A 25,988-nucleotide genomic window follows, 5' to 3' on the forward strand; every position below is an offset into this window, starting at 1 on the left:
CCGCCCATGCCTACCCTCACGCTGCACCAGAAAGTGTTCCTGCTCCTCTTGAGCATCGTCACCATCGGCTTCGGCTGGATACTGGCGCCGTATGCGGGCGCCATCTTCTGGGGCGTCATCCTGGCGATCCTGTTCGCGCCCGTGTACCGCTGGCTGCTGGTCAAAACCCGTGGCCGCGCCGGCCTGGCGTCGCTGCTGACCTTGCTGCTGATCATCGTCATCGTGATCCTGCCGCTGTCGCTCATTTCCGTATCGCTCGTAAACCAGGCGGCCAGCGTCGTGGAAATGGTGCGTTCGGGCGAAATCACGGTCGCCATGTTCTTCAATAAAATCATGGCGGTGCTGCCGCAATGGCTGATCAATTTGCTCGACCGTTTCAACCTGACCAGCCTGGCCAGCCTGCAGGACAAGCTGGCCGAGGGCGCCACGCAGGTAAGCCAGGTGGTGGCCGTCAAAGCCATCAATGTGGGCCTGTACACCTTCGAATTCCTTACCAGCCTGTGCATCATGCTGTACCTGCTGTTTTTCCTCATGCGCGATGGCTCGGCCCTGTCGGTCCGCATCAAGGCCGCCGTGCCGCTGAGCCGCAAGTACAAGCAGCGCCTGTTCACCAATTTCACCACGGTGATCCGCGCCACGGTGAAGGGCAACATCCTCGTGGCGATCGCCCAGGGCGCCCTCGGCGGCCTGGCATTCTGGTTCCTGGACGTTCCCGCCCCCCTGCTGTGGGCCGTGCTGATGGCCTTCCTGTCGCTGCTGCCGGCCGTCGGCGCCGCTCTCGTCTGGGCACCCGTGGCCGTCTACTTCCTGGCCACGGGCGCCATCTGGCAAGGCGCAGGCCTGGCCGCCTTCGGCGTCTTCGTCATCGGCCTGGTCGACAACGTGCTGCGTCCCATTTTAGTGGGCAAGGACACCAAGATGCCCGACTACGTGGTATTGCTGTCGACCGTGGGCGGCATGGCCCTGTTTGGCCTGAACGGCTTTGTCATCGGCCCCGTGGTGGCGGCCCTGTTCATCGCCTCGTGGGACCTGTTCGTCTCGGCCAGCGAATTCCAGGCCGAGGATTGATATCTGGCACGCGGGGGCGTCGGCGTCCCATCCTGCAGAAATAACCCCTCCAGAACCCGGCGCTGCCGGCGGCGCCGCTTGCGCTTCCCGCAACAGGCCGGAACAGCCTGGCGGCAGAGTGTCCGCCGGTGCCGGCCAGCCCCGGCGACTATCCACATGAGACCGGATTTCATATCGACTATCATGTTGCAATAGTGTGGATTTAACAACAAATTCGAAAATATAGTTTTTGACGCAGTGCGCGCCGCGGCGTAGTGTCGGCCCTCCCGACAACCACGTAATGAGGAGCTTCTCATGGCAAATCCACTGTGCTTAATGATGCCGGTACTGCCCGGCACCAGTCCGACCGCCATCGCCGCAACATTGGTGGAATTCCAGGCGAAGATCAATGCCGCCCTCACCGAGATCGGCACCGTGCACTTTGCCCGCTTCACCCTGCTGGACCGCTCCCAGCCCAATCTGCTGCCCAACATTAGCTCGGCGGGCACGTCCAATAGCCTGATCATCGGCGTGATCACCGAGTATGACGGCAGCTTCAATGACTACATCGAAGATTTCGTGGCCCGGCTGGGCGAGGTATTCGACGCGCTGCTGCAGTTTGTCGTGGGCGGCAAGGCGCTGATGCCCGTTGCCAACCATGTGGCCGCATTTGAAGCCTTCATCACCGCCAACGACGCCGCGCAGCACGTGCCCAATAAAGGCCTGTACAGCGCCTATCCGCAGACCGTCCAGAAAATCCTCGCCTCGGTCTGAACCGAACACCACGCCGGGGCTGCGCAAGCGGCCCCGCCACCCTGCCAGTCACGACCCCAGCCCCCGGAGAGACAGCATGGCCGATCCCACCATCGATTACGACGACGTGCAAGGCACGATCCTGCGCGGCTACCGCGTCAACCTGGCGCGCCATTTCATCTTCAGCATCACGGATGCGGCGCAGGCGCGGCGCACCATCGCGGCCCTGCTCGACGGCAGCGACGGACTGCCGTCGATAACCACAGCGCGCCATATCCATCCCAAGCCGCCCTGCTTCCTGAACCTCAGCTTTACCGCTCCCGGCCTGTCTGCGCTGGGAGTCAGTGCGGTCGACCTGGCCACCTTTGACCAGGCATTCCAGCGGGGCGCGGCCGATCCGGCCAGCGTCACTGCCGTGGGCGACATGGGCGCCAGCGCCCCCGAACACTGGCTCGGCAACCTGGGACCGGCCACCGAGGCTGGCCAGGTGCATGCGCTGCTGAGCCTATGGGTCAGCGAATCGACGGATGTGCTGCAGGCGACCTCGGCCACACTACGCCGCGCCTTTGCCGCCGGCTGGCGTGAACTGTATGCGCACGACGGCGTGGCCCTGCCAGGCAACCGCGTGCATTTCGGCTACCGCGACAGCATTGCCCAGCCCGACGTCGATGGCGCCCCGCAGCGCAAGCGCGAACACGACCCCGACCCGCTCAACAGCGTCAAGACGGGGGAGTTCCTGCTCGGCTATCAGAATGAAAATGGCGGCACCTACCAGGTGCAGCCGCCGCAGCTGTCCACCAACGGCAGCTATGCCGCCTTCCGCATCCTGGAGCAGGACGTGGCTCTGTTCGACAGCATCCTGAGCCAGGGCGCGGCCAGTTCCGGGCTCAGCACCGAAATGGTGGCCGCCAAGATGTGCGGGCGCTGGCGCAACGGCAATCCGCTCGTGCTCAGGCCGGACGAGGCGGGCCCCGTGCTGCCGGACGCCAGCCTGAACCGCTTTCACTATGTCGATGAACAGCCGGAACTGGACGACACGCTGGGCCTGAAATGCCCGATCGGCGCGCATATCCGGCGCAACAATCCGCGCGACGAAGCCGTCGTGGGCGCCTCCGCCCGCCACCACCGCATCGTGCGGCGCGCCATGCCCTACGGTAGCGAATATGATCCGGCCGCCCCCATCGCAGAGCAGCGCGGCCTGGTCGGCTATTTCATCAATGCCAGCCTGCGCAATCAGTTCGAATTCCTGATGAAGCAATGGAACGATGACGATACCTTCGTCAAATCGGCAGTCGGTCCGGCCGGTCCCGAGGCGGGCAATGCCACGCTCAACATCAGCGGCCAGGACGTGTTCCTGGGCATCAACGACCCTGCCGTCAGTTCCTTTACCTTGCCCGGGGTAGGCCCCAAGGGCAGCGGCAATACCAAACTGCAGCATTTCTCGCGCAGCGTCATCACGCGGGGCGGCGTGTATTGCTTCTTCCCCAGCATCACGGGATTGCGCTACCTGGCGAGCCTCGGCTAGGCGGGCGAGCCAGGAATGCAAGCGGGAACGGCCCGTGCACGATCGGCCCGGACCGCTTGCATTGATCCTGTGATTGCACTATCGTTGCTGCACGCGCGTGTTGCCAACCTTGCACAGGAGATCCTACCGTGTCGCTGATCCTCTACGGCCATCCCTTTTCCTCGTACACGCAAAAGGTGCTCATCGCCCTGTACGAAAACGCCATACCGTTCGATTTCCGCTGCCTGGCGCAGGACATGCCGCAGCACCTGCAGCAGTGGCTGGAGCGCTGGCCGCTGCGCAAGTTTCCGCTGCTGGTGGATGGGGAGCGCAACGTCGCCGAGACCAGCATCATCATCGAATACCTGCAACTGGCCCATTCCGGCCCGCAGCGCCTGCTGCCGGACGACGCCATACAGGCGCTGGACGTGCGCTTTCTCGACCGCTATTTCGACCTGCACGTCATGACACCCGTGCAGCATGCCGTCGGCGCCGCCCTGACTGGCGACCCGGCAAAGACCGAGGAAGGCCGCGCGTTTGCCGGCGACAAGCTGGACCTCGCCTACGCCTGGCTGGAAACCCACCTGGCCGGCAAGACGTGGGCGACGGGTGAAGACTTTACCCTGGCCGACTGCGCCGCCGCTCCCTCGCTGTTCTATGCGGATTGGACGCAGCCGATTCCCGCCACGCTGCCCCTGCTGCGCGCCTACCGCGCGCGCCTGCTGGCCCGTCCATCGTTCGCCCGCGCGGTGGAAGAGGCACGCCCGTACCGCCACCTCTTTCCCCTGGGGGCACCGCAACGCGACTGATCCCGTTCAGGCAAACACGGGGCGGAAAAAACTGCGCTCATAGCTGACGATGCAACGCGTCTCCTCGGCGTAGCGGAAGGCGGCCTGGCATTCGGCATCCTGCATCGAATCGCTGCGGTACTGCTCGTACAAGGCCAGGCTGGGGAACGAGAACATGGCCAGGGCCACGTTGCTGGCCCCTTCCGACGGCAAGAAGTAGCCGTGATGCTGGCCGCCGAAGCGCTCGACCAGCGGTATCCACAGCTTGCCGTAGGCTTCGAATTCCCGCAATTTATACGGGTCGATGATGTAGCGCAAATAACAGGTGATCATGCGGTTTCCTTGTGAACGTTCAACTCCATCAGCATGCCGGATTCCCAGGAGCCGATGGCGGCCAATGGCGAGTCAGGTAGAAAATCCAGCGCGCAGGGATACGTAAAAGCGTGTTGTGTCAGCACGCCGAGGCCCGGCCAGCCATACAACAGCAACTTGCCCTTGCCGATGCGTCCCAGCGCGCTGCCGTCGGGCAGCCAGCGCAAGGCGTCGCCCGTGCCGCCGCCCGCCTCCACCGGCACCGAGGCCAGCAGGCGGCCATCGGCCAGCGCATATACCGACAGGAACTCCTCGCCGCCCGCGTGATGCAGCACGGCCAGGGACGCCCCGTCCGGCGACGGCGCGCACGACTTCAGTCCTGGCAGCGACAGCGTCACGCGCCCGCCGCCCGCCCGCAGGGGCCAGTCCCACACGCTGCAGTAGTCGGGCGGCTGCACCTGCCCCTCGTCCACCGATTTGACCCCGTGCTGGAGCAGCAAACGCCGCCCGCCATCGATGGCGCAGAGCCCCCGCAGCATCTCGCCAGGGTACTCCTGGGTGAAGAGCACATCGCCCGTCTGTGCGTCGCGCATCCGCAGGCGGCCATCCCAGCCGCCGTCGGCAAGATACCGGCCGCACGGCGACCACGCGGGATCGCAGCCTTCGCCATCCTTCCTGTTCTGGAAGTTCAGCAGCAGTTGCCCCGATGCCGCCTCCACCACGGCCAGCTGGCCCGTCGTGCTCTTGATGGCCAGGCGGCCGCCGTCGGGCGAGAAGGCCATGCCCGACATGTGCGCGATGAATTTGCCACGCCACAGTTTCTGGCGTGCCGCCACGTCCCACAGGACCAGGTCGCGCCCCAGCACGGCCAGGCGCGTGCCATCGGGCGAAAACTGCACGGCGTAGCTGCAGCCCAGCTTCAGGGGCTTGCGCGTTGCCGTCATGGGCGCGCCAGGCGGTAGACCACGCTGTCGATATCGTAATGGCGTTCGATGCCGACGTACCGCATGCCCATGCGGGTCATGACCTTGATCGAGGCCGCGTTGTCGGGATGGGCCACGGCCGCCACTTCGGGCGCGCCGACGACGTTGAACGCATGCGCGACGATGGCGGCCGCCGCTTCGCTGGCATAGCCCTGGCCCCAGCCCGTGCGCGCCAACCGCCAGCCGATTTCATGCGGCTTGTCTTTGTCGCCATCAAGGTGCTGCAGGCAGGCCATGCCCACCATCTCGCCGTCATCGAGGCGGATCAGCGCCCACCACGAATAGCCCCATTCGATCCAGCGGCCCGTGATGCGCTTGACAGCCGCGCGTGTATTTTCTTCCGTCTCGGGCTGGCCCGCGTTCAGGTAGGTCATCACCTCGGGATCGGTGTTGAGCGTGCGCATGCGCTCGTAGTGGCTCTCGTTGATCGGTTCCAGGCGCAGGCGCGCCGTCGTCAGTATGGTCATGGCATTTCCTTGGACGAAAAAAAAGACGATACACGATCGTCTTTTTTTTGCAAGCGCGCACGCAATTACTTGCCTGCTTCACCCTTCTTGATCCACGCCGCCAGCTGGTGCGGACGCAGGCCGTCGTAGTCTTCGAACGGCTGATGGATCCACGGATTGTGCGGCAATTCGTCGAGGAAGTAGTCGGGACGCACGACGGAGCAGCCTTTGAGCCAGATCACGGCCGATTTGACTTCGGTCACGTCGGGGAAGTTTTCCTTCAGGTGACGCGTGACCTTGTCCAGGGTGACGCCCGAATCGGCCAGGTCGTCGACCAGCAGGATGCGGCCGGCCAGCGGGCCCTTGGTCATGGTCATGTACTTGGCGATATCGAGGTCGCCGCGCACCGTGCCCGCGTCTTCGCGGTAGGAGCTGGTCGACAGGATGGCCAACGGCAAATCAAAGATGCGCGAGAACACGTCGCCAGGACGCACGCCGCCGCGCGCCAGGCACAATACCTGGTCGAATTTCCAGCCCGATTCGTAGACCTTGAGCGCCAGGCGCTCGATCAGGCGGTGGTACTCTTCCCAGTTGACCCAGAGATGTTGATCGTTCGATTGTGGGGTAGTCATGATAGTGGAATCTTATTATTAGCGTGATTAAAAAAATCCGCCTTGCGGCGGATTGTGTCCAGCAGCTTACTCGAATGGGTGGCGCAGCACGATCGTTTCTTCACGATCCGGACCGGTCGAAACCATGTCCACCGGCACGCCGACCAGTTCTTCGATGCGCTTGATGTAGGCGCGCGCCGTTGCAGGCAAGGCCGCCAGCGATTTCGCGCCGACCGTGCTTTCCGTCCAGCCCGGCATCTCTTCGTACACGGGTACGCAACGGGCGGCTTCTTCAGCGCCCGATGGGAAGATGTCCGTGGCCACGCCGTCGATGGTGTAGCCGGTGCACAGTTTCAGCGTTTCGATACCGTCCAGCACATCCAGCTTGGTCAGGCACATGCCCGTCACGCCGTTGATCTGCACGGAGCGGCGCAGCAAGGCGGCATCGAACCAGCCGCAGCGGCGGGCACGGCCCGTCACGGTGCCGAATTCATGGCCGACTTGCGCCAGGTGGTGGCCGACGCCCGCATCCGTTGGCAGTTCCGAAGGGAACGGGCCGGAACCGACGCGCGTCGTGTAGGCCTTGGTGATGCCCATGATGTAGTGCAGCATGCCCGGGCCCACGCCCGAACCGGCGGCGGCATTGCCGGCCACGCAGTTCGACGAGGTGACGAACGGATAGGTGCCGTGGTCGACGTCGAGCAGGGAACCCTGCGCGCCTTCGAACAGCAGGTTGGCGCCGGCCTTGTGCGCCTTGTACAGCGCGCTCGACACGTCGGTGACCATCGGACGCAGACGCGGCACATAGGCCAGCGCGTCGTCGAGGGTCTTCTGATAGTCGACTTTCGGCGCCTTCAGGTAGTTTTCCAGCACGAAGTTGTGGTAATCGAGGTTTTCGGCCAGCTTTTCGGCAAAGCGCTTCTCGTTGAGCAGGTCGGCGATACGGATCGCGCGGCGCGCCACCTTGTCTTCGTAGGCCGGGCCGATGCCCTTGCCGGTGGTGCCGATCTTCGCATCGCCACGCTTGGCTTCGCGGGCCAGGTCGATCGCGGTGTGGTAAGGCAGGATCACGGGCGCAGCGTCCGATACTTTCAGGCGCGAGGCGACTTCGACGCCGACGGCTTCGAGCTTGTCGATTTCGCGCAGCACGTCCGGCACGGAAACGACTACGCCGTTACCGATGTAGCAGGCGACGCCTGGACGCATGATGCCCGACGGGATCAGCTGCAGTGCGGTTTTGACGCCGCCGATGACCAGCGTGTGGCCTGCATTGTGGCCGCCCTGGAAGCGCACCACGCCTTGGGCGTGATCGGTCAACCAATCGACGATCTTGCCTTTACCTTCATCGCCCCATTGGGTGCCGATGACAACAACGTTCTTTGCCATAATTTTCTTTGACATCACTCAACCTAAGTTTTTAAGAATCCAGCTACTACCATTATCGGCAAGTACCAGCACGCGATCGCACTCGAACTCGTCTTGTTCATTACTGTGACCCGGCATACTCTGGATCACGACCTCGCCCGCCTTGCGCAACTCGGCGATTTTTTCCTTCAATTCTGGCGCGCTGCCCCACGGCGCGCGGATCGAATGCTTCCGTTCCGCGGTCGGCAACAGGCGCGCCAGTTCGCGCAAATCGAGCGAGAAGCCGGTCGCGGGACGTGCCCGGCCGAACGCTTCGCCGACGTGGTCATAACGGCCGCCGCGCGCAACCGCGTTCGGCAAGCCAGGTACATACAGCGCAAACATCGCGCCGCTTTCATATTGGTAGCCGCGCAGGTCGGCCAGGTCGATCGCCACTTCGGCGCGGCCCAGGGCCTTAGTTTCCACAGTCGCGGCCAGCGCGGCCAGTTCGGCCAGCGCCTTGAGCACGCCCGGCAGCGGCGGCAGCACTTCGCGCGCACGCGCCAGCACGTCGATGTCGCCGTACAGGTTCGGCAAGGCCAGCAGCGCGTCGCGCGTCACGGCATCGTAGGATGCGGTCAGGGCGCGCAGGCCCGGTGCATCTTTCGCGCGCAGCAAGGTGTACAGCGCAGCTTCGTCGCGCCCGGCGGCGGCGTCTTGCGCAATGATAGCGCGCAACAGGCCCACGTGCGACAAATCCAGGCGGACCGCGTCGAACCCGGCCAGTGCCAGCGAGGCGAGCGCCAGTTCCTGGATCTCGGCATCGGCTTCCAGGCCAGCATGGCCATAGATTTCGGCGCCGATCTGCAGCGGTTCGCGGGTGGCGTGCAGGCCCGACGGACGGGTATGCAGCACGCTGCCGGCGTAGCACAGGCGGGTGACGGTGGCACGGTTGAGCAGGTGCGCGTCGATGCGCGCCACTTGCGTCGTCATGTCGGCGCGCAGGCCGAGCATGCGGCCCGACAGCTGGTCGACCAGTTTGAACGTGCGCAGGTCGGTATCCTTGCCAGCGCCGGTCATCAGCGATTCCAGATACTCGAGCAGCGGCGGCATCACCAGTTCATATCCGTACAGACGGAAATTATCCAGCATGAGGCGGCGCAGCTCTTCGATCTTGCGCGCTTCCGACGGCAGAACATCGGCAATATTTTCGGGCAAAAGCCAATTCGGCATGAGGGAGCGAGATACGGAAGAAAGTTGAAAAAATGCATCATGCGAGGCAGCGGCGGGCGCGCCAGGCAAGAGGCCGAACCTGATATTTTACGCGAAAACACGGGCCTTTAGGGATAAGTTCTCCGAATCGCTGCCGCACAGCCCTAAAAACACCGCATTTTACGCCTTCCCGCAACAACTAGACGGGCACAAAAAAACGGGGCCGGCATCGATGCCGGCCCCGCTGCTGCTGCCACCCGTCCTTGCGGCCGGGCGCAGTGTCGATGCTGTCTTACTTCTTGGACGGAGCGGCCGTGCCGTTACCCTTGAAGTACTTGAAGAATTCCGAACTCGGATCGACCACCATCACGTCGCCCTTGTCCTTGAAGGTGGCGCGGTAGGCTTCCAGGCTGCGGTAAAACTTGTAGAACTCCGGATTCTTGCCAAACGCTTCGGCATACACCTGCGACGCCTTGGCATCGCCCTCGCCGCGGATCTTCTCGGCTTCGCGGTACGCTTCGGCCAGGATCACCGTGCGCTGCTTGTCGGCGTCGGCGCGGATCTTCTCGGAATCGGCCGATCCGGTCGAACGCAGCTCGTTGGCCACGCGCACGCGCTCGGATTTCATGCGGTCGTACACGGAGTTGTTGATCTGCTCGACGTAGTCGACGCGTTTCAGCCGCACGTCGACGATGCCCACGCCGATGGACTTGGCTTCGGCCGAGACCTTCGCCAGGATCGCTTCCATCACCTTGCCGCGCTGGCCCGAGATCACTTCGCGCACGGTGCGCTTGGTGATTTCATCGTTCAGCGCCGCCTTGACGATTTGCGACATGCGGTTGCGGGCACGGCTTTCATCGCCGCCGAAACTGCGGAAATACAGTTTCGGATCGGAGATGCGCCATTTGACGAAAGCGTCGACGAGGATGTTCTTCTTCTCGGCCGTGATGAAGCGCTCCGGTTCCGGCGTGTCGATGGTCAGCACACGCTTGTCCAGGTACATCACGTTCTGGAACGGCGGCGGCAGCTTGAAGTACAAGCCAGGTTCGCTGATGACGTCCTTGACTTCACCAAGGGCGAAGACGATGGCGTATTTACGCTGATCGACGACGAACACGGTCGAGGACAAGAGCATGATCGCGATAAAGCCCGCGATCAGGGCGGCTACGATACGGTTCATTAGCGGCTCTCCCGTTCACGCGAAGAGCGGCTGTCGCGACGCGAATTGACTTCTACTGTCTGCATGGCTTCCTGTGGCATTACGGTGTTGGCTGCGGGTGCGGCCGCCGCAGCGCGCGCTGCCGCGGCCGAAGCGTCCGACGCCGCCTGCTGGGCGATCAACTTGTCGAGCGGCAGATACAGCAGATTGCTGCCCGTCTTGGCGTCGACCATGACCTTGCTGGCACTGCTGAACACCTGCTGCATCGTTTCCAGATACATGCGGTCGCGCGTGACGGCCGGTGCCTTCTGGTACTCGACCAGCACCTGCTTGAAGCGCGACGCATTACCTTCGGCATTCTCGGTCACCATGGAACGATAAGCCTCGGCTTCCTGGATCAGGCGGAATGCGGCACCACGGGCCTTAGGAATGACGTCATTGGCGTAAGCCTGGCCTTCATTCTTCTGGCGCTCGCGGTCCTGGCCGGCCTTGACGGCATCGTCGAAGGCGGCTTGCACCTGCTCCGGCGGCTGCACGGCCTGCATCGTCACGTTGTTGATGAAGACGCCGACCTTGTAGCGGTCGAGAATCTGCTGCATCAGCTGCTGCGTTTCAAAGGCGACCTTCTCGCGTCCTTCATACAGCACGAAATCCATCTTGCTGCGGCCGACCACTTCGCGGATCGCCGTTTCGGCGACCTGGCGCAGGGTGTCTTCCTGGTCGCGCACGTTGAACAGCCACTCGCCCGGGTCTTTCAAGGTGTACTGCACCGCGAACTGGATGTCGATGATGTTTTCATCGTCCGTCAGCATCAGCGACTCGCTGGCCTGCTTGTTGCGCAATGAAGTGCGGTAACCCACTTCCACGGTGCGCACCTGCGAGACGTTGACGGTTTCGTCGGTCTGGAACGGGTACGGCCAGCGCCAGTTGAAACCGGCCGGCGCGGTGCGCGTGAACTTGCCGAACGTCAGCACGACGCCGCTCTGGCCCTCCTGCACGATGAAGGCGCCGCTGGCGAGCCAGATGAAGACGGCGATCACGCCAACGACGCCGGCGGTGATGCCGGCGCCCTTCATGTCGGGGCGCGGGCCACCGCCGCCACCGTTGTTATTGCCGCCGTTGTCGGGACGGTTCTTCTGTCCGAAAAAGGCGTTCAGGCGCTGATTGAAATCGCGCCACAGCTGATCGAGGTCCGGCGGACCTTCGCCGGGCTTTTTGCCTTCTTGGGCTTTCTTGCCGTCGTCCTTGCGATTGCCCCAGCGGGGATCGTTCAGGGACAACTTCAAGCCTGTTTTTTTGAGTAGGGAGACAAGCATAACTATCGTGTTCCGACTTGGGAGTGGGTGGAAATCCTATCGTCCTCGCCAGGCTCTTCGTCCTGGTCCGGGGCGGCGCCATCGTGCTGGTCGTACTGACCGTCAAACTGATCTTCCTGTGCTTCATCGTTCTGGTACAGGTGGGCCGAACGGGGCGCCTTCCTGGCCATCTCGACGATCGCATCGCGCAGCAGGTCGAGCCCGCTACCCTTCTGCGCACTGACGAACACGCGACTGATCGTAGCATATTCGTCGCGCTCCACCGAAGGCTCCAGCCCGGCCGCATCGATCTTGTTCCACACGAGGATTTGCGGAATATGATCGGCGCCGATCTCTTTCAAGACCAGGTTGACCTGCTCGATCTGCTCCATGCGCACCGGTGACGCGGCGTCGACGACGTGCAGCAGCAGATCGGCATGGATGGTTTCTTCGAGCGTGGCGCGGAAAGCGGCCACCAGCTGGTGCGGCAGTTCGCGCACGAAGCCGACCGTGTCGGAGATCACCACATTGCCCACTTCCTGGCCCAGGTAAACCCGGCGCGAGGTGGTGTCCAGGGTGGCGAACAACTGATCGGCAACATACACGCCGGCCTTGGTCACGGCATTGAACAGGGTCGACTTGCCGGCATTGGTATAGCCGACGAGGGACACGGAGAATGTGTGATTGCGGCCGCGCGCGCGGCGCTGCGTTTCGCGCTGCTTGTGCAGCTTTTCCAGGCGCGCGCGCAAGGACTTGACGCGCTCGCCGATCAGCCGGCGGTCGGTCTCGAGCTGCGTCTCGCCGGGACCGCGCAAGCCGATACCGCCCTTTTGCCGTTCCAGGTGGGTCCAGCCGCGGATCAGGCGCGTGGCCAGATGTTGCAGCTGGGCCAGTTCGACTTGCAGCTTGCCCTCGTGGCTCTTGGCGCGCTGCGCGAAGATATCGAGGATCAGGCTGGTACGGTCGAGCACGCGCACATTCAGGCGCTTTTCCAGATTGCGCTGCTGGGCAGGTGACAGGGCGTGATTGAAGATGACGATTTCCAGGCCATCGTTGACGACGGCGTCGCCAATTTCATCGGCCTTGCCGCTGCCGACGAAATACGCGGAATCGGGACTGGAACGCTTGGCCGTGATGGTGGAAATCGGGTCCGCGCCAGCCGAACGCGACAACAGCATGAGTTCCTCCATGCTGGCGGCGAAGTCGCTGTGACCGAAGTCAACCCCGACTAGTGCCGCGCGCATGATGGCATCAGATGAGTTGCGGCGGACGCCGACGCCGATGCAAACGCATCAGCGCCGCTGGCGCGGACGGGGGCGATGGAGGGTGAAAGGCGCTGGGCCGTCAAGCTCAACGCTTTACTCCGCTTCAGATTCAATATTGAGATTGACGGCACGGGCCGGCACCACTGTCGAGATGGCATGCTTGTACACCATCTGCGTGACCGTATTGCGCAGCAATACGACATATTGATCGAACGATTCGATATGGCCCTGCAATTTAATGCCATTGACCAGGTAGATCGAGACAGGAACATGCTCTTTGCGTAATGCATTGAGGAATGGGTCTTGTAACAGTTGCCCTTTGTTGCTCATAACAGCTCCGTTGTTTATGTTGTTGTGTAAGAATTGGAGGCGACTCGCTTGATTTCAAGTGCTCTCACACCTTTCAAAGAAAGATGCGTCATAGCTACTGTAACCTGTTTTCGCGATCGCTGTCGCGCATGGCGCATTAACACTTTATTATTTCCGTGCAAAAGCCATTGAATTGGCTATCGGCGCCGCATTATCTCCGCGGCGCCTTAATATGCACTTAATTTTACTTGCTCGGCGTGCGTGCGAACGGATTTTTACCCGTGCGCAATTCAATGCGCAGCGGCGTGCCGACCAGGGCAAACGTATCGCGGAAATGTTTTTCCAGATAACGCTTGTACGGATCGCCAACGGCGTCGAGCGCATTGCCGTGAATAACGATCACAGGCGGGTTCATGCCGCCCTGGTGGGCATAGCGCAGCTTCGGACGGATCGAGCCCTTGCGGCGCGGCTCCTGCTTCTCCACGGCCTCGATGAGGGCGCGCGTCAGCTTCGGCGTCGACAGGTCGCACATGGCGGCTGCATACGCGGCGTTGAGCGACTTCATCAATGGACCGATGTTGGTACCCTTCAGCGCCGAAATGAAATGCATCTGCGCGAACGACAGGAAATCGAGCTTGCGGTCGATATCGATCTTGATCTCGTCACGCTGGTGCGATTGCAAGCCATCCCATTTATTCACGGCCACGACCAGCGCGCGGCCCGATTCCAGGATAAAGCCGGCGATATGCGCGTCCTGCTCGGAAATGTCCTGCTGCGCGTCGAGCATCAGCACGACCACGTTGGCTTCGGAAATCGACTGCAGGGTTTTTACCACCGAGAATTTCTCGATCGCTTCAAACACCTTGCCGCGGCGGCGGATACCGGCCGTGTCGATCAGGGTGTATTGCTGGCCATCGCGCTCGAACGGGATCTCGATCGAGTCGCGCGTCGTGCCCGGCATGTCGAAGGCGATCACGCGCTCTTCGCCCAGCAGGGTGTTGATCAAGGTCGACTTGCCCACGTTCGGACGGCCGACGAGGGCGATCTTGATGCCGCGGTCGGTCTTTTCCAGCTCTTCAGGCTCATCCGGACGCTGCGCGAACGCCAGGTCCAGCATCACTTCGACGAGGTCGTTGACGCCGTCGCCGTGCGCCGACGAGATCGCATACGGATCGCCCATGCCCAATTCATAGAATTCGGACACGACGGCCGTGTAGCGCATGCCTTCGCTTTTGTTGACCACCAGCAAGACCGGGCGGCCGCTCTTGCGCAGGAAGTCGACGATGGTCTTGTCATGCGGGGTCAGGCCTTGACGGCCGTCCACGATGAACACCACCACGTCGGCCTCGGCCACGGCCTGCTTGGTCTGCAGTGCCATCTGGTGCATGATGCCTTCCTTGGCGACGGGTTCGAAACCACCCGTATCGATGACCAGGAAGGGACGTTCGCCGACACGGCCTTCGCCATAGTGACGATCGCGCGTCAACCCAGGCAAATCCGCCACCAGCGCATCACGCGAGCGGGTCAGACGATTGAATAAAGTCGATTTCCCAACATTGGGTCGACCTACTAGTGCAATTACCGGCTTCATTGTATTACTCGACCGCGAGAGCGGTCACTGTCCCTGATTGGGTTTGAAAAATCAAATTCGAACCGGCAACAACGGGAGCCGAAACAATCGGGCTACCGTCGGTGCTGACACGACCTATTAATGCGCCATCTTCCCGTGACAGGAAGTGGATATAACCTTGATAGTCACCGACGGCGACGCTGCGGCCGTAGGAGGCCGGCGTCGACAGGCGGCGGCGCGCCAGCGCCTCATTCTTCCAGGCGCTCTGGCCGCCTTCGCGGCTGAACGCCACCACGCCGCCCTGATCATCGGCAACAAACACGAAACGCTGGTCGACGGCCACGCCCACATCGGACGAGACCGGCTTGGTCCAGCGCGGCACGCCCGTGACGGCATCGAAGCAGCCCGCCTTGCCCTGGTAGGTGACGGCGCACACTTCGCCTTCGAACACCACCGGCGTGCCGGCGATGTCGGAGACGCGCTCCAGTTCGGTGGCGCCGCGCGGTTCGCTGACGACGATCTCCCAGCGTACCACACCGGTCGCCGCCGTCAGTGCCAGCAGCTTGCCGCCCGGCTGGGCCACGTAGATATTCGCGCCGCCCAGCACCATGCCCGGCGCATTGCGCAAGGTCAATGCCGGCGTGGCGCGCTGCACCGTCCACTTGCGTTCGCCCGTCTTGGCGTCGAAGCCGACGATGCGGTTGTCCACGCTGCGCACCACGACCACGCCCTGCCCCACGACGGGCGCCGTCAATACTTCGCTGGACGCCTGCGCCTTCCACAGCTGCTTGCCATCGGCGTCAAACGCCAGCACGGCGCCCTTGGCGGCGCCCACGGCCACGACCGCGCCATCGCTGCCGGCGCCGGAGGTGATGTCGCTGCCGGCCTTGACGCGCCACGTTTCACGGCCGCTGGCCGCATCCAGGCGCGCCAGCGCGCCATCGGCGCTGACCACGTACAGGCTGTTGCCAGCCAGCGCAGGCGTCAACGCGTACACGCCGGCCTTGCCGATCGAATATTTCCAGGCGTCGCGCACGGCAATGCTCGATTTTAACTCGACCAGCTTGGCCGGCTCGACTTTCGGATCTTTCGAGGCGAACGGGTTCCAGGACGAGCAACCGGCCATCAGGGCCAACAGACTTGCAGCTACCAGCTTTTCAGTGACACGCATAAGTGTTATCCAACCTTTTTCTTGTACTTGTAAGGGCAAGGCAGGCGGCGCACAACGCCGCGCGGCCGCGCCATCAGTGTTCCTGTCAGGCGGCGGCCTTGTCGGCCTTGGCCTTGTCTTCCGGCACCGTACCGCCGATCGCTTCCAGCTTGACCTGGATCAGTTGACGGCCTGGATTGTTCTTGTCCGTCGCGGCTATCGCGGCCAGGTAGGCCGTGCGGGCATCGGCCAGCTTGTTTTGCGCCACCAGGATGTCGCCCTTGCGGTCGGCCACGGCACCGGCAAATTGCGCCACGGTGGCCGTCGCCAGCACCTTCAACGCTTCATCGTAGGCTTTTTCGTCCAGCAGGACACCGGCCAGGCGCAGCTTGGCGATGGCCTTGTACTCTTCCGTGCCATGCTCGGCCACCCATTGCAGCTGGGTCTTCGCCGTTTTCAGGTCGTTCGCGTCGAACGCCACCTTGGCCGCGGCCAGGGCGCTCATCTGTGCATATGCCGTGCCGCTGAAACGCGACTGCATGTCGCCGGCCGCGCGCATCACCTTGGCCGTGTCCTTGGCGGCGATGGCGTTCTGCAGTTCGTCGTACAGCTGGCCCGCTTGCGCGGCCTGCGTGCGCTGGTAGTACTGCCAGCCTGCCCAGCCGCTGTAACCGGCCAGCGCCACGATCAGGACCCAGGAGGTCAGATTGCCATTGCGCTGCCACCAGGCCTTGAGGGTTGCCAGTTGTTCTTGTTCTTCGTGATCGTATGCCATGGGTCGTCAGTTTGAATGAGTAGTTGATCGAGGGTAGTACGGTCTTGCTGCAAATTAATGGTGGTGATGCACGTGGCCGCCAGGACCGTGATCGTGGCCGCAATCGTGGTCGCCGATGATCTGGTCCACCACGTAATCGACGACATCGTCGAACGGCACCGTGCTCTGCTGCGCGCCCCCATTGGCTTCGCGCATGGCTTTCACCGTCGCGACATTGTTGGCGATTTCATCGTCGCCCAGGATCACGGCAAACGCCGCGCCGCTGGCATCGGCCTTTTTCATTTGCGTCTTGAAGCTGCCGCCGCCGTTGCTCGCTGCGCAATGTAGCACAACGTCCAGGCCCGCATCGCGAATCCGCTCGGCCAGCACGAAGGCTTGCAAGCCTGCCTGCTCGCCCTGGTGCACCAGGTAGACGTCGCACTGGGCCGGGGCTTCCGGCTCGGCCGCATCCTTCATCAGCAGCACCAGGCGTTCGACGCCCATGCCGAAACCGACGGCGGGCGTCGATTTGCCGCCGAACATTTCCACCATGCCATCATAGCGGCCGCCGGCGCAGACCGTGCCTTGCGCGCCCAGCTTGTCGCTGACCCACTCGAACACCGTGCGGTTGTAGTAATCGAGGCCGCGCACCAGGCGTGGGTTGATGGTGAACGGAATATTGTTGTGATTCAAGATCTTCTGCACACCGTGGAAGTGGGCCAGCGATTCTTCGCCCAGGTAGTCCAGCAGCTTCGGCGCACCATTGACCAGGTCCTGCATGGCAGGGTTCTTGGTATCGAGGATGCGCAGCGGATTGCTGTGCAGGCGGCGCTTGGCTTCTTCGTCGAGCAGCTCGCTGTGGCTTTCCAGGTAGGCGATCAGGTCGGCGCGGTGGCGCAGGCGCTCGGCCGCATCGCCGATCGAGTTCAGTTCCAGGCGGATGCCTTCCAGGCCTAGGTCGTCCCACAGGCGGCGCGACAGCATGATGATCTCGGCGTCGATATCCGGGCCCGTGAAACCGATGGCTTCCACGCCGAACTGGTGGAACTGGCGGTAGCGGCCCTTCTGCGGGCGCTCATGGCGGAACATCTGGCCCTTGTACCACAGGCGTTTCGGGCCTTCGTAGACCAGGTTGTGCTCGACCACGGCGCGCACCACGCCGGCCGTGCCTTCAGGACGCAGGGTCAGGTTGTCGCCGTTCATCGAATCGGTGAACGAATACATTTCCTTTTCCACGATATCGGTCACGGCGCCGATGGCGCGCGCGAACAATTTCGTTTCTTCCACGATCGGCGTGCGGATCTGCTGGAAGCCGTAGCTTTGCAGCACGGATTGGGCCGTATTTTCAAACAATTCCCACAGCGGGGCGTCGGCGGGCAGGATATCGTTCATGCCTTTGACGGCGGTGATCTTATCGAGTTTTTTATTTTCGGACATAGTGTTCTTCTTTGCTTTAACTTGATTGTCGGATTACGCGCGTAGCGCTAATCCGACCTACGCTGCTGCGCCGTAATGGCTTTTAACATAATTGAGGACGATGTCCTGGAATTCCTCGACGATGCGTTCGCCGCGCAGGGTGACGACTTTTTCGCCGTCGACAAACACGGGGGCGGCTGGCGACTCGCCCGTGCCGGGCAGGCTGATGCCGATGTTCGCATGCTTCGATTCGCCGGGACCGTTGACGATGCAGCCCATGACGGCCACGTTCATCGCTTCCACGCCCGGATACGACTTTTTCCACTCCGGCATCTGCTCGCGCAGATACGTCTGGATGTTGTCGGCCAGTTCCTGGAAGGTGGTCGACGTCGTGCGGCCGCAACCGGGACAGGCGATCACCATGGGCGCGAACTTGCGCAAGCCCATGGTTTGCAGGATTTCCTGGCCGACGATGACTTCGCGCGTGCGGTCGCCGCCCGGTTCCGGCGTGAGCGAGATGCGGATGGTGTCGCCGATGCCTTCCTGCAGCAGCACGGCCAGCGCCGCCGTCGAGGCGACGATGCCCTTGCTGCCCATGCCCGCTTCCGTCAGGCCCAGGTGCAGCGGATAGTCGCAGCGCTGCGCCAGCTCGCGGTACACGGCGATCAGATCCTGCACGCCAGAGACTTTACAGGACAGGATGATCTTGTCGCGGCCCAGGCCCAGCTCTTCGGCGCGCACGGCGTTTTCAATCGCCGACGTCACCAGCGCCTCGTACATGACGGCTTGCGCCGGCCATGGCTCGGCGCGGCCCGCGTTTTCATCCATGATGCGCGCCAGCAAAGCCTGGTCCAGGCTGCCCCAGTTCACGCCGATGCGCACCGGCTTGTCATACTTGCACGCCGCCTCGATCATCTGCGCAAATTGCGTGTCGCGCTTGGCACCCTTGCCCACGTTGCCCGGATTGATGCGGTACTTCGACAGCGCGCGCGCGCAATCGGGGTAATCGTTGAGCAGGGTATGGCCGTTATAGTGGAAATCGCCCACCAGCGGCACGTCGATGTCCATCTTGTCGAGCTGCTCGCGGATGTAGGGCACGGCCGCGGCCGCTTCCGGACGGTCCACCGTCAGGCGCACCAGCTCCGACCCGGCACGCGCCAGTTCCTTGATCTGGATCGCCGTGCCGATGGCGTCGGCCGTGTCCGTGTTCGTCATCGACTGCACCACCACGGGGGCGTCGCCGCCCACCCAGATCTGGCGCTGGCCGTGCGCGATCAGCACCTTGCGGCTGTCGCGGCGGCCGGAAGGGCCGGAGCCGATCGCTGTTTTCGAGGTAGCCATAAATATTATCTTCTGAGTTTGCTTGAACGATTACTGCAATTATTTGATGCTGACACGGGAAATCGTGCCACCGGCAACGGTCGGCAGCTCCAGCTTGGCGCCGCGCAAGGTTGCCTGCACAACACCCGGCTTGCCCACCACCAGGGTGGCCGGACCCGTGATATCGAACGTTTCCGTGCTGCCCGCCTTGACCATGCGCGAAATCAGCGGCGAAGCGCCGGGACGTCGGATCTCGACCCAGGAATCCTGCTCCACCTTCAGCACCAGCGCGTTCGCGCCCACGGCAGGGGCGGCAGCGGGCGGCGCGACGGCGGCCGTTGCTGTCACCGGGGCAGGCACGGCGGCTGGCGGCACGGCGGCGGCCGGCGCCGAAGCGACGGCGGAGGCAGGCGCGCCCGTCTGCGTATCGTTGCCCGGCGGCGGCGGCACGGAAATCAGGGGGACGGACGGCGACTGCACGGGCGTCAAATCCTGGCCCGGCTTGATCAGGGTCGTTTCCACAGGGCCCACTTCCGCATGCGCGGTTTCCTTCCCGGCCTGCGAGGACAGCAGGCTGGCCGGCACATAGCCGAGTTTATAGGCGCCAAAGGCGGCCGCCACGACGACGGCCACGGCGCCGGCGATCCAGATTGGCGTCTGGTTCGACGAACGCTGCGTCATCGACGGGAAGCGCGATTCCGAGAACGTGGCGGAAATCTCGCGCCGCACGGGCGCGGCCGGGTCCTGCGCCGGCGCCGGGTGGACTTCGATCATGGCCACCAGCGGCGCCGCGTCGAGACGCACCACCTTGGCGTAGGCGCGCACGAAACCGCGCACCACGGCCACGTTCGGCAAGGCCGCCATGTCGCCCTCTTCCAGCGCGATCACCTGGCGCGGCGCCAGCTTGAGCTGGTCGGCCACCTGTTCCACGGGCCAGCCCAGCGCTTCGCGCTGCGCCTTCAACTGTGCGCCTGCCAACGCAAGATTGCCCTGGGGCTGCTGCTGAGGCGTTTCTGCCCACTCTGAATTCATTGGTATCCCTGTCTCACTCATCAAACGCCCCATTTTGATAAGCAGCATATTCGGGGGAGCCGGAATGGTGGTTGCGCAAATGCGCCCCCAGGCCAGCTTCCGCACCCGCATCCCCGAGCTTATGCTGCACCTTGATCCCGAGCCACAGCACATCGGCCGTCTGGCTCTCCATTGTTGCTATCTTACCGAGCCGCTGCAAATAATATGCCGCCTGCCGGTAGTCTTGCTGTTGGTAATACACGCGCACCAGGCCGGCGTTCGTCGCTGCCACGTCCGGTGCGATGCGTGCGGCGCGCAGCAAATACGCGCCCGCACGCGGGTAATCGTTCAGGGCCAGGCTGCAAGCGCCCCCATTGTTGAGCGCTTTTTCCGGCGATACATACGCGGAGTCTGCCAATGCCGCATCGAAATACGCCAGCGATTGCGCGGCGCGTCCCGTCTGGCACAAAAACAGGCCGTAATTATTGCTCAACTCAGGATTGTGGGGCGCAAGGCGCAAAGCGTAAAGGAAATCTTTCTCGGCAGACGCAGTTTGCCGCTGGGCCGCCAGGATCAGGGCGCGCACGCCATAGGCTTGCGCATCGTCCGGCGCCAGCTGCACGGCTTGCTGCGCTTCCGCCAGGGCCACGTCGAGCTGGCCTTGCGCATAGTACGCGCTGGCCAGCTGCAGGCGCAGCGCAGCACGCTCCGGCGCACCCGCCTGGACGTCCCTGGCGACAGGATCCGGCACGGAAGAGGCACAGCCGACCAGCAGCACGGCCAGGCAAACAGCGGCCACAGCAAGCGAGCGTTGGTAAGCCATGCCTTCCCTCATCAGGAGCGGATCTCCACGATCTTGCCGAAATTGGCGCCAAATTTCTGTTGATACTCAGTCATCTTTTCCATGCGTTCCTGCACCCGGGTGCGGTCCTTGACCTCGCCGGCCAGCTGACCGCAGGCCGCATCGATATCGTCGCCGCGCGTCTTGCGCACGGTGGTGATGATGCCGCCATCCATGAGCACCTGGGCAAACGCCTTGATGCGCGGGTTTTTCGAGCGGAACAGGCCCGACTCGGGAAACGGGTTGAACGGGATCAGGTTGAACTTGCAGTTCACGCCGAACTCGCGGTCTTGCACCAGCGCCAGCAGTTCGCGCGCGTGCTCGTCGCTGTCGTTGACGCCGTCGAGCATGCAGTATTCGAAGGTGATGAAATCGCGCGGGGCGAATTCCAGGTAGCGCTTGCAGGCCGCCATCAATTCCTTCAGCGGGTATTTCTTGTTCAGTGGAATCAGCCCGTCGCGCAAGGCGTCGTTCGAGGCGTGCAGCGAGACGGCCAGGGCCACCGGCACTTCCTGCGACAGCTTGTCCATCATCGGCACGACGCCCGAGGTCGACAGGGTCACGCGGCGGCGCGACAGGCCGTAGGCGTTGTCGTCAAGCATCAATTTCAGGGCCGTTACGGTCGGTTCAAAGTTCAGCAGGGGCTCGCCCATGCCCATCATCACCACGTTGGTGATCTGGCGCTCGCCTTTCGGGCCCGGTTCGATGCCCTTGGTGCGGCGCAATTCGAATTCCGCCATCCACAGCTGGCCGATGATTTCGCCCACGCTCAGGTTGCGATTGAAGCCTTGCTTGCCCGTCGAGCAGAAACGGCAGTTCACGGCGCAGCCGGCCTGGGTCGAGATGCACAGGGTGCCGCGGTTTTCTTCCGGGATGAACACGGTTTCCACGGCATTGCCATTGCCGACGTCAACCAGCCATTTGCGCGTGCCGTCCGTCGACGTATGGTCGCTGATGATGGCCGGGGCGCGCACTTCGGCGCGCGTGGCCAGCTTGTCGCGCAGCGACTTGGCCAGGTCCGTCATCGCGTCGAAATCGGAAGCGCCGAACTGATGTATCCAACGTTGCAATTGTTTCGCACGAAACGGTTTCTCTCCCAACTCGGCGCAGTAGGCGATGAGTTGCGCGGGATCGAGGTCCAGCAAGTTGGTGAGGGTCGTCGTATTCATGATCATGTCTATTCTAAAAATCCGTCCCCGCGCGCATCCGGAGCGAAAACTCCACAGCGCAGCGGGAACAGGGGGTGATAAGTTATTTCACAGATAACGCCAGGAAATAACGTTATCTAAGGCAATTAAGCCTTCAGTTCTGGGAAGAAGTAAGCGATTTCCACTTTAGCAGCTTCGACAGCGTCGGAACCGTGTACGGCGTTGGCATCGATCGAATCGGCGAAATCGGCGCGGATCGTGCCTTTTTCTGCTTTCTTCGGATCGGTCGCGCCCATCAGGTCACGGTGGGCCAGAACGGCGTTTTCGCCTTCCAGGGCTTGGATCATGACTGGACCGGAAACCATGAAGTCGACCAGATCCTTGAAGAAGCCGCGCTCTTTGTGCGCTGCGTAGAAACCTTCAGCTTGTTCGCGCGACAGTTGGGTCATGCGTGCTGCAACGATTTTCAGGCCAGCGTTTTCAAAACGGGTGTAGATTTGACCGATTACATTTTTTGCAACTGCGTCTGGTTTGATGATCGACAGGGTGCGTTCGATTGCCATGTGTGAAAACTCCAATAAAAAGAAAGGTTTAAAACGGTAAATTGATAACTCAATCAACCTTTGATTTTACCATACTCCACCCCATATCACCCAGACAGGCAGGGGGCATCCTTCCCTGCCGCTAGAGTTTAATGAAATCTTAAGCTGCTTTTTTGGCAAATTCCGCCCCTCATGCTATCCTTGGGTAAAGCAGTAATTTGAATTGACAACACGGAGGCACTATGAATCAGAACATGCAACGCACCTTTGACCTGTCGGGGGGCATGCAGCAAGTCCGCCACCAGGTCTTGCGCAACACTTACTGGCTGCTGGCACTGTCCATGATACCGACCGTGCTGGGCGCCTTCATCGGCGTGCAGATGCACCTGCCGATGCTGACCGGCGGCATGGGCTTCATCATCTTCATGGCCGTCGCATTCGGCTTCATGTACGCGATCGAGAAAACCAAGAACTCGGGCCTCGGCGTCGCCGTCCTGCTGGGCTTTACCTTCTTCATGGGCCTGATGCTCACGCCTATCCTGACGCGCACGCTCGGCTACTCGAACGGCGGCATGCTGATCATGACGGCATTCGGCGGCACGGCCACCATCCTGGCCGTGATGGCAACGATCGCCACGGTGTCGAAGCGCGACTTCTCGGCCATGGGCAAATGGCTGTTCGCCGGCGTGATCGTGCTGATCCTGGCATCGGTGGCGAACATCTTCCTGGGCCTGTCGGCACTGTCGATCGTGATCTCCATGGTCGCCATCGCCATCTTCTCGGCTTACATCCTGTATGACGTGCAGCAAATCATCAACGGCGGCGAGACCAACTACATCTCGGCCACCCTGCGCATCTACCTGGACGTGTACAACATCTTCACCAGCCTGCTCTCCCTTCTGGGCTTCGCTGGCGGCAGCCGCGACTAAGCGCTGCGATTGACACAGCAAAAAGCCGACCCACGGGTCGGCTTTTTTACGTCTGTTTAAATTACGTGATCTTCTCCGCCACCTCGAGCAGGCAGGCGCGGGCGCGGTCCAAAGTCGGGTTGTCGCGCTGGGCCGCATACACGGCGTAGGCGGAATGCGAGAATTCGGGCGCGTCGCGCACGCGGTACAGCAAGCCCCCGTCCAGATAAGGTTGCGCGCTGCCGATGCGAAAGTAGCTGGCGCCGCCCACTTCCAGCAGGTAGACGAGGGCCAGCGGGCCCAGCGAAATCGACACGGGCGGACTGCTCAGCTCCGGATACGCCGCCTGGTGGTTCGCCGCGAAGCTGGGACCCCAGTCCACGTAGACATACGCGTCGGCGAGCATCTGCCCGTCCGCGCGCGTGGTCACCATCACCAGCTTTTCCTCGGCCAGCAATTCACTGACCAGGCCCGGGCGCTGCGGCGGGTTGTACAGCACGGCCAGGTCGAGCGAGCCGTCGTGCACGGCGTCGAGCAGGCGCGCAGGGCTGTCGACTTCCGCGCGCAAGGCGATCTCGGGGCAGTCGCGGCTCATGCGTATCAGCCAGTCCCCGAGCAGCGGCTGCCACAAACTCAGTTCGCAGCCGATGCTGACGGCGTCATCGCGCCCCGGCGGCAAGGCCACCTGGTGGCGCGCCCGCTCCCACACCTGCACCATGGTGGCCGCATGGCGCATGAAGCGTTCGCCGGCCGGCGTCAGGCGCGCGCCCGCCTTGTTGCGCACGAATAGCTGGCGCCCCAGTTGCTGCTCCAGCGTGCGGATGCGGGCGCTGACGGCCGTCTGCGTCACGTGCATGCGCTCGGCCGCCATGATGAAGCTGCCGCAGGACGCCACTTCGAGGAAGGTACGCGCTTGATTGATATCCATCAATCCATCATATCAGGTGCCGCACATCTCAACTGACACGCTCGTAGCCACCGAGCACGCCCTGCTTCGACAACACCCATTGCCACAGCTGCAGGTCGCGCGCGCGGAAGGCGCCCGCGCACGACAGCAGGTAATACGACCACATGCGGTGGAAGCGCTCGCCCAGCTGGGCGGCAAACTGCGGCCAGGCCTGCTCAAAGTTTTCATGCCAGGCCATCAGGGTCTTGTCGTAGTCGGCGCCGAAGTTGTGCAAGTCCTCGGCGACAAACAGATCGTCGATGGCGTCGCCGATCTGGCCGATGGATGGCAAGTCGCCATTCGGGAAGATGTATTTGTCGATCCACGGATCGCACGCGGAATCGCGCTTGTTCTTGCCGATCGTGTGCAGCAGGAACAGGCCGTCGTCTTCCAGGCAGCGGTGCGCCACTTGCATGAAGGTGCGGTGATTCTTGTGTCCCACGTGCTCGAACATGCCGATGCTGACGATGCGGTCGAATTTTTCATCCGTGTCGCGGTAATCCTGCAGGCGGAAGTCCAGGCTTTCGCCGCCCGGCATGCCGCGCGCATACGCGACCTGCTCTTGTGAAATCGTCACGCCCACGCACTGCACCCCGTATTTTTCCGCCGCATAGCGCATGAAACTGCCCCAGCCGCAGCCGATGTCGAGCACGCGCATGCCCGGCTCCAGGCGCAGCTTGCGGCAGATCAGATCGAGCTTGGCGTCCTGCGCCTCGGCCAGGTTGCCGGCGTCCTTCCAGTAACCGCACGTATAGGTCATGCGCGGGTCGAGCATGGCCGCATAGAAGGCGTTGCCCAAATCGTAGTGCTCCTTGCCCACCATCCACGCGCGGCGCTCCGTCTGCAGGTTGAACAGGCGCGCGTACAGGGCGTGGAAGGCCACGCGCATGGGACGCACGTCGTCGGCCACCCTGGCGCGCAGCAGATGGCAAAAGAATTCATCGAGCCGCTGCGCATCCCAGTCGCCATCCATGTAGGCTTCACCGAGGCCCAGGTTGCCGCTGGCGAAAGCCCGCTCGGGCACGCCCGGTTTGCGCAGCTGCATGTCCCAGGCGGCGCGGCCATTCAGGTGGATGTCGGCCCTGGCCAGCAATTGCGCCGCTTCGCGGGTGAGGCGCGTGTCGCGCTGGAGTTCAGTACTACTTGCCGGTGCTTGCTGTAACTGTGTCATTTGCTGCGTGTTCATGCCCTGCCGCCTCCAGATGGTTGTCGGTGCCGGCGCGCACCGGCAAGCCCGCTCAGAGGCCCGGCGGCACACCAGCCATCAAATTATCCGCCCGCCATGACCATCTGGATAATGAAACATCATGGCTATTCATATCAAAATAATTGCTTCAAAATGATTTGAATCAAT

General features: G+C 62.7%; 26 protein-coding genes. 5 read left to right on the plus strand and 21 right to left on the minus strand.

Going from position 1 to position 25,988, the window contains the following annotated elements:
- Nucleotides 1-6: 6 nt before the first annotated feature.
- The 4 genes from AC07VH_RS10250 to AC07VH_RS10265 all read left to right on the plus strand — a co-directional run bounded on the left by AC07VH_RS10250 (nucleotide 7) and on the right by AC07VH_RS10265 (nucleotide 4,113).
- Nucleotides 7-1,068, plus strand: a complete 1,062-nt coding sequence (locus AC07VH_RS10250) for an AI-2E family transporter (RefSeq protein ID WP_475415455.1) — start codon at nucleotides 7-9, stop codon at nucleotides 1,066-1,068.
- Between the two features lie 294 nt (nucleotides 1,069-1,362).
- Nucleotides 1,363-1,821 (plus strand): hypothetical protein, encoded by a 459-nt coding sequence (locus AC07VH_RS10255; protein ID WP_494787394.1) that lies wholly within the window; start codon nucleotides 1,363-1,365, stop codon nucleotides 1,819-1,821.
- Between the two features lie 76 nt (nucleotides 1,822-1,897).
- Complete coding sequence (locus AC07VH_RS10260) at nucleotides 1,898-3,325, plus strand: Dyp-type peroxidase (RefSeq protein ID WP_494787395.1); 1,428 nt, start codon at nucleotides 1,898-1,900, stop codon at nucleotides 3,323-3,325.
- 128 nt (nucleotides 3,326-3,453) lie between these two features.
- Nucleotides 3,454-4,113, plus strand: a complete 660-nt coding sequence (locus tag AC07VH_RS10265) for a glutathione S-transferase family protein (RefSeq protein WP_494787396.1) — start codon at nucleotides 3,454-3,456, stop codon at nucleotides 4,111-4,113.
- 6 nt (nucleotides 4,114-4,119) lie between these two features.
- Here AC07VH_RS10265 and AC07VH_RS10270 read toward each other — a convergent pair whose 3' ends face one another.
- The 19 genes from AC07VH_RS10270 to ndk form a co-directional block, all read right to left on the minus strand.
- On the minus strand, nucleotides 4,120-4,425 hold the full coding sequence (locus AC07VH_RS10270) for an NIPSNAP family protein (RefSeq protein ID WP_034752016.1): 306 nt from the start codon (nucleotides 4,423-4,425) through the stop codon (nucleotides 4,120-4,122).
- Nucleotides 4,422-5,348 carry a WD40 repeat domain-containing protein gene (locus AC07VH_RS10275; RefSeq protein ID WP_494787397.1) on the minus strand — a complete coding sequence of 309 codons (927 nt, stop codon included), beginning with the start codon at nucleotides 5,346-5,348 and terminating at the stop codon, nucleotides 4,422-4,424. The genes AC07VH_RS10270 and AC07VH_RS10275 overlap by 4 nt, the downstream gene beginning before the upstream one ends.
- A complete protein-coding gene (locus tag AC07VH_RS10280; RefSeq protein ID WP_475415460.1) occupies nucleotides 5,345-5,854 on the minus strand; it encodes a GNAT family N-acetyltransferase in 510 nt (169 codons plus the stop codon). Before AC07VH_RS10280 ends, AC07VH_RS10275 begins: the two co-directional genes overlap by 4 nt.
- 65 nt (nucleotides 5,855-5,919) lie before the next feature.
- Nucleotides 5,920-6,465 carry a phosphoribosyltransferase gene (locus AC07VH_RS10285; RefSeq protein WP_034752020.1) on the minus strand — a complete coding sequence of 182 codons (546 nt, stop codon included), beginning with the start codon at nucleotides 6,463-6,465 and terminating at the stop codon, nucleotides 5,920-5,922.
- A 66-nt stretch (nucleotides 6,466-6,531) separates the two neighbouring features.
- On the minus strand, nucleotides 6,532-7,845 hold the full coding sequence (locus AC07VH_RS10290) for an adenylosuccinate synthase (RefSeq protein WP_034752021.1): 1,314 nt from the start codon (nucleotides 7,843-7,845) through the stop codon (nucleotides 6,532-6,534).
- A 3-nt stretch (nucleotides 7,846-7,848) separates the two neighbouring features.
- A complete protein-coding gene (locus AC07VH_RS10295) occupies nucleotides 7,849-9,021 on the minus strand; it encodes an ATP phosphoribosyltransferase regulatory subunit (RefSeq protein ID WP_475415461.1) in 1,173 nt (390 codons plus the stop codon).
- Between the two features lie 271 nt (nucleotides 9,022-9,292).
- Entirely contained in the window at nucleotides 9,293-10,180 is an 888-nt protein-coding gene (hflC, locus tag AC07VH_RS10300) for a protease modulator HflC (RefSeq protein ID WP_475415462.1), read from the minus strand.
- Nucleotides 10,180-11,475, minus strand: coding sequence for an FtsH protease activity modulator HflK (hflK, locus tag AC07VH_RS10305; RefSeq protein ID WP_475415463.1), 1,296 nt, complete (start codon nucleotides 11,473-11,475; stop codon nucleotides 10,180-10,182). The genes hflC and hflK overlap by 1 nt, the downstream gene beginning before the upstream one ends.
- A 2-nt stretch (nucleotides 11,476-11,477) precedes the next feature.
- Nucleotides 11,478-12,698, minus strand: a complete 1,221-nt coding sequence (hflX, locus tag AC07VH_RS10310) for a GTPase HflX (protein WP_475415464.1) — start codon at nucleotides 12,696-12,698, stop codon at nucleotides 11,478-11,480.
- A gap of 114 nt (nucleotides 12,699-12,812) precedes the next feature.
- Complete coding sequence (hfq, locus tag AC07VH_RS10315) at nucleotides 12,813-13,049, minus strand: RNA chaperone Hfq (RefSeq protein ID WP_008450615.1); 237 nt, start codon at nucleotides 13,047-13,049, stop codon at nucleotides 12,813-12,815.
- 223 nt (nucleotides 13,050-13,272) lie between these two features.
- Nucleotides 13,273-14,619, minus strand: coding sequence for a ribosome biogenesis GTPase Der (der, locus tag AC07VH_RS10320; protein ID WP_070221915.1), 1,347 nt, complete (start codon nucleotides 14,617-14,619; stop codon nucleotides 13,273-13,275).
- 4 nt (nucleotides 14,620-14,623) lie between these two features.
- On the minus strand, nucleotides 14,624-15,769 hold the full coding sequence (gene bamB, locus AC07VH_RS10325) for an outer membrane protein assembly factor BamB (RefSeq protein ID WP_494787398.1): 1,146 nt from the start codon (nucleotides 15,767-15,769) through the stop codon (nucleotides 14,624-14,626).
- A gap of 85 nt (nucleotides 15,770-15,854) precedes the next feature.
- The gene (locus AC07VH_RS10330; RefSeq protein ID WP_326459252.1) at nucleotides 15,855-16,523 is read right to left on the minus strand and encodes a tetratricopeptide repeat protein; all 669 of its coding nucleotides are present in this window, start codon (nucleotides 16,521-16,523) and stop codon (nucleotides 15,855-15,857) included.
- 54 nt (nucleotides 16,524-16,577) lie between these two features.
- On the minus strand, nucleotides 16,578-17,939 hold the full coding sequence (gene hisS, locus AC07VH_RS10335) for a histidine--tRNA ligase (RefSeq protein WP_489630260.1): 1,362 nt from the start codon (nucleotides 17,937-17,939) through the stop codon (nucleotides 16,578-16,580).
- A gap of 57 nt (nucleotides 17,940-17,996) precedes the next feature.
- Nucleotides 17,997-19,259, minus strand: coding sequence for a flavodoxin-dependent (E)-4-hydroxy-3-methylbut-2-enyl-diphosphate synthase (gene ispG, locus AC07VH_RS10340; protein ID WP_070221911.1), 1,263 nt, complete (start codon nucleotides 19,257-19,259; stop codon nucleotides 17,997-17,999).
- 39 nt (nucleotides 19,260-19,298) lie between these two features.
- On the minus strand, nucleotides 19,299-20,216 hold the full coding sequence (locus AC07VH_RS10345; RefSeq protein WP_494787399.1) for a helix-turn-helix domain-containing protein: 918 nt from the start codon (nucleotides 20,214-20,216) through the stop codon (nucleotides 19,299-19,301).
- A 67-nt stretch (nucleotides 20,217-20,283) separates the two neighbouring features.
- Nucleotides 20,284-21,072: a type IV pilus biogenesis/stability protein PilW gene (pilW, locus tag AC07VH_RS10350; protein WP_494787400.1), complete on the minus strand. Its 789-nt coding sequence runs from the start codon at nucleotides 21,070-21,072 to the stop codon at nucleotides 20,284-20,286.
- An 11-nt stretch (nucleotides 21,073-21,083) separates the two neighbouring features.
- Nucleotides 21,084-22,259, minus strand: coding sequence for a dual-specificity RNA methyltransferase RlmN (gene rlmN, locus AC07VH_RS10355; protein WP_034752035.1), 1,176 nt, complete (start codon nucleotides 22,257-22,259; stop codon nucleotides 21,084-21,086).
- 125 nt (nucleotides 22,260-22,384) lie between these two features.
- Nucleotides 22,385-22,801, minus strand: a complete 417-nt coding sequence (gene ndk / locus AC07VH_RS10360; RefSeq protein ID WP_070223377.1) for a nucleoside-diphosphate kinase — start codon at nucleotides 22,799-22,801, stop codon at nucleotides 22,385-22,387.
- Between the two features lie 221 nt (nucleotides 22,802-23,022).
- Between ndk and AC07VH_RS10365 the strand changes: the two genes are divergently transcribed.
- Nucleotides 23,023-23,709, plus strand: coding sequence for a Bax inhibitor-1/YccA family protein (locus AC07VH_RS10365; protein ID WP_034752039.1), 687 nt, complete (start codon nucleotides 23,023-23,025; stop codon nucleotides 23,707-23,709).
- A gap of 61 nt (nucleotides 23,710-23,770) precedes the next feature.
- On the opposite strand, the gene AC07VH_RS10370 is transcribed toward AC07VH_RS10365, so the two are convergent.
- Nucleotides 23,771-24,616, minus strand: coding sequence for a LysR family transcriptional regulator (locus AC07VH_RS10370; protein ID WP_475415470.1), 846 nt, complete (start codon nucleotides 24,614-24,616; stop codon nucleotides 23,771-23,773).
- 28 nt (nucleotides 24,617-24,644) lie between these two features.
- The gene (cfa, locus tag AC07VH_RS10375) at nucleotides 24,645-25,820 is read right to left on the minus strand and encodes a cyclopropane fatty acyl phospholipid synthase (protein ID WP_494787401.1); all 1,176 of its coding nucleotides are present in this window, start codon (nucleotides 25,818-25,820) and stop codon (nucleotides 24,645-24,647) included.
- Nucleotides 25,821-25,988: the final 168 nt, after the last annotated feature.

The organism is Janthinobacterium sp. GW821-FHT03C10, from assembly GCF_059420865.1.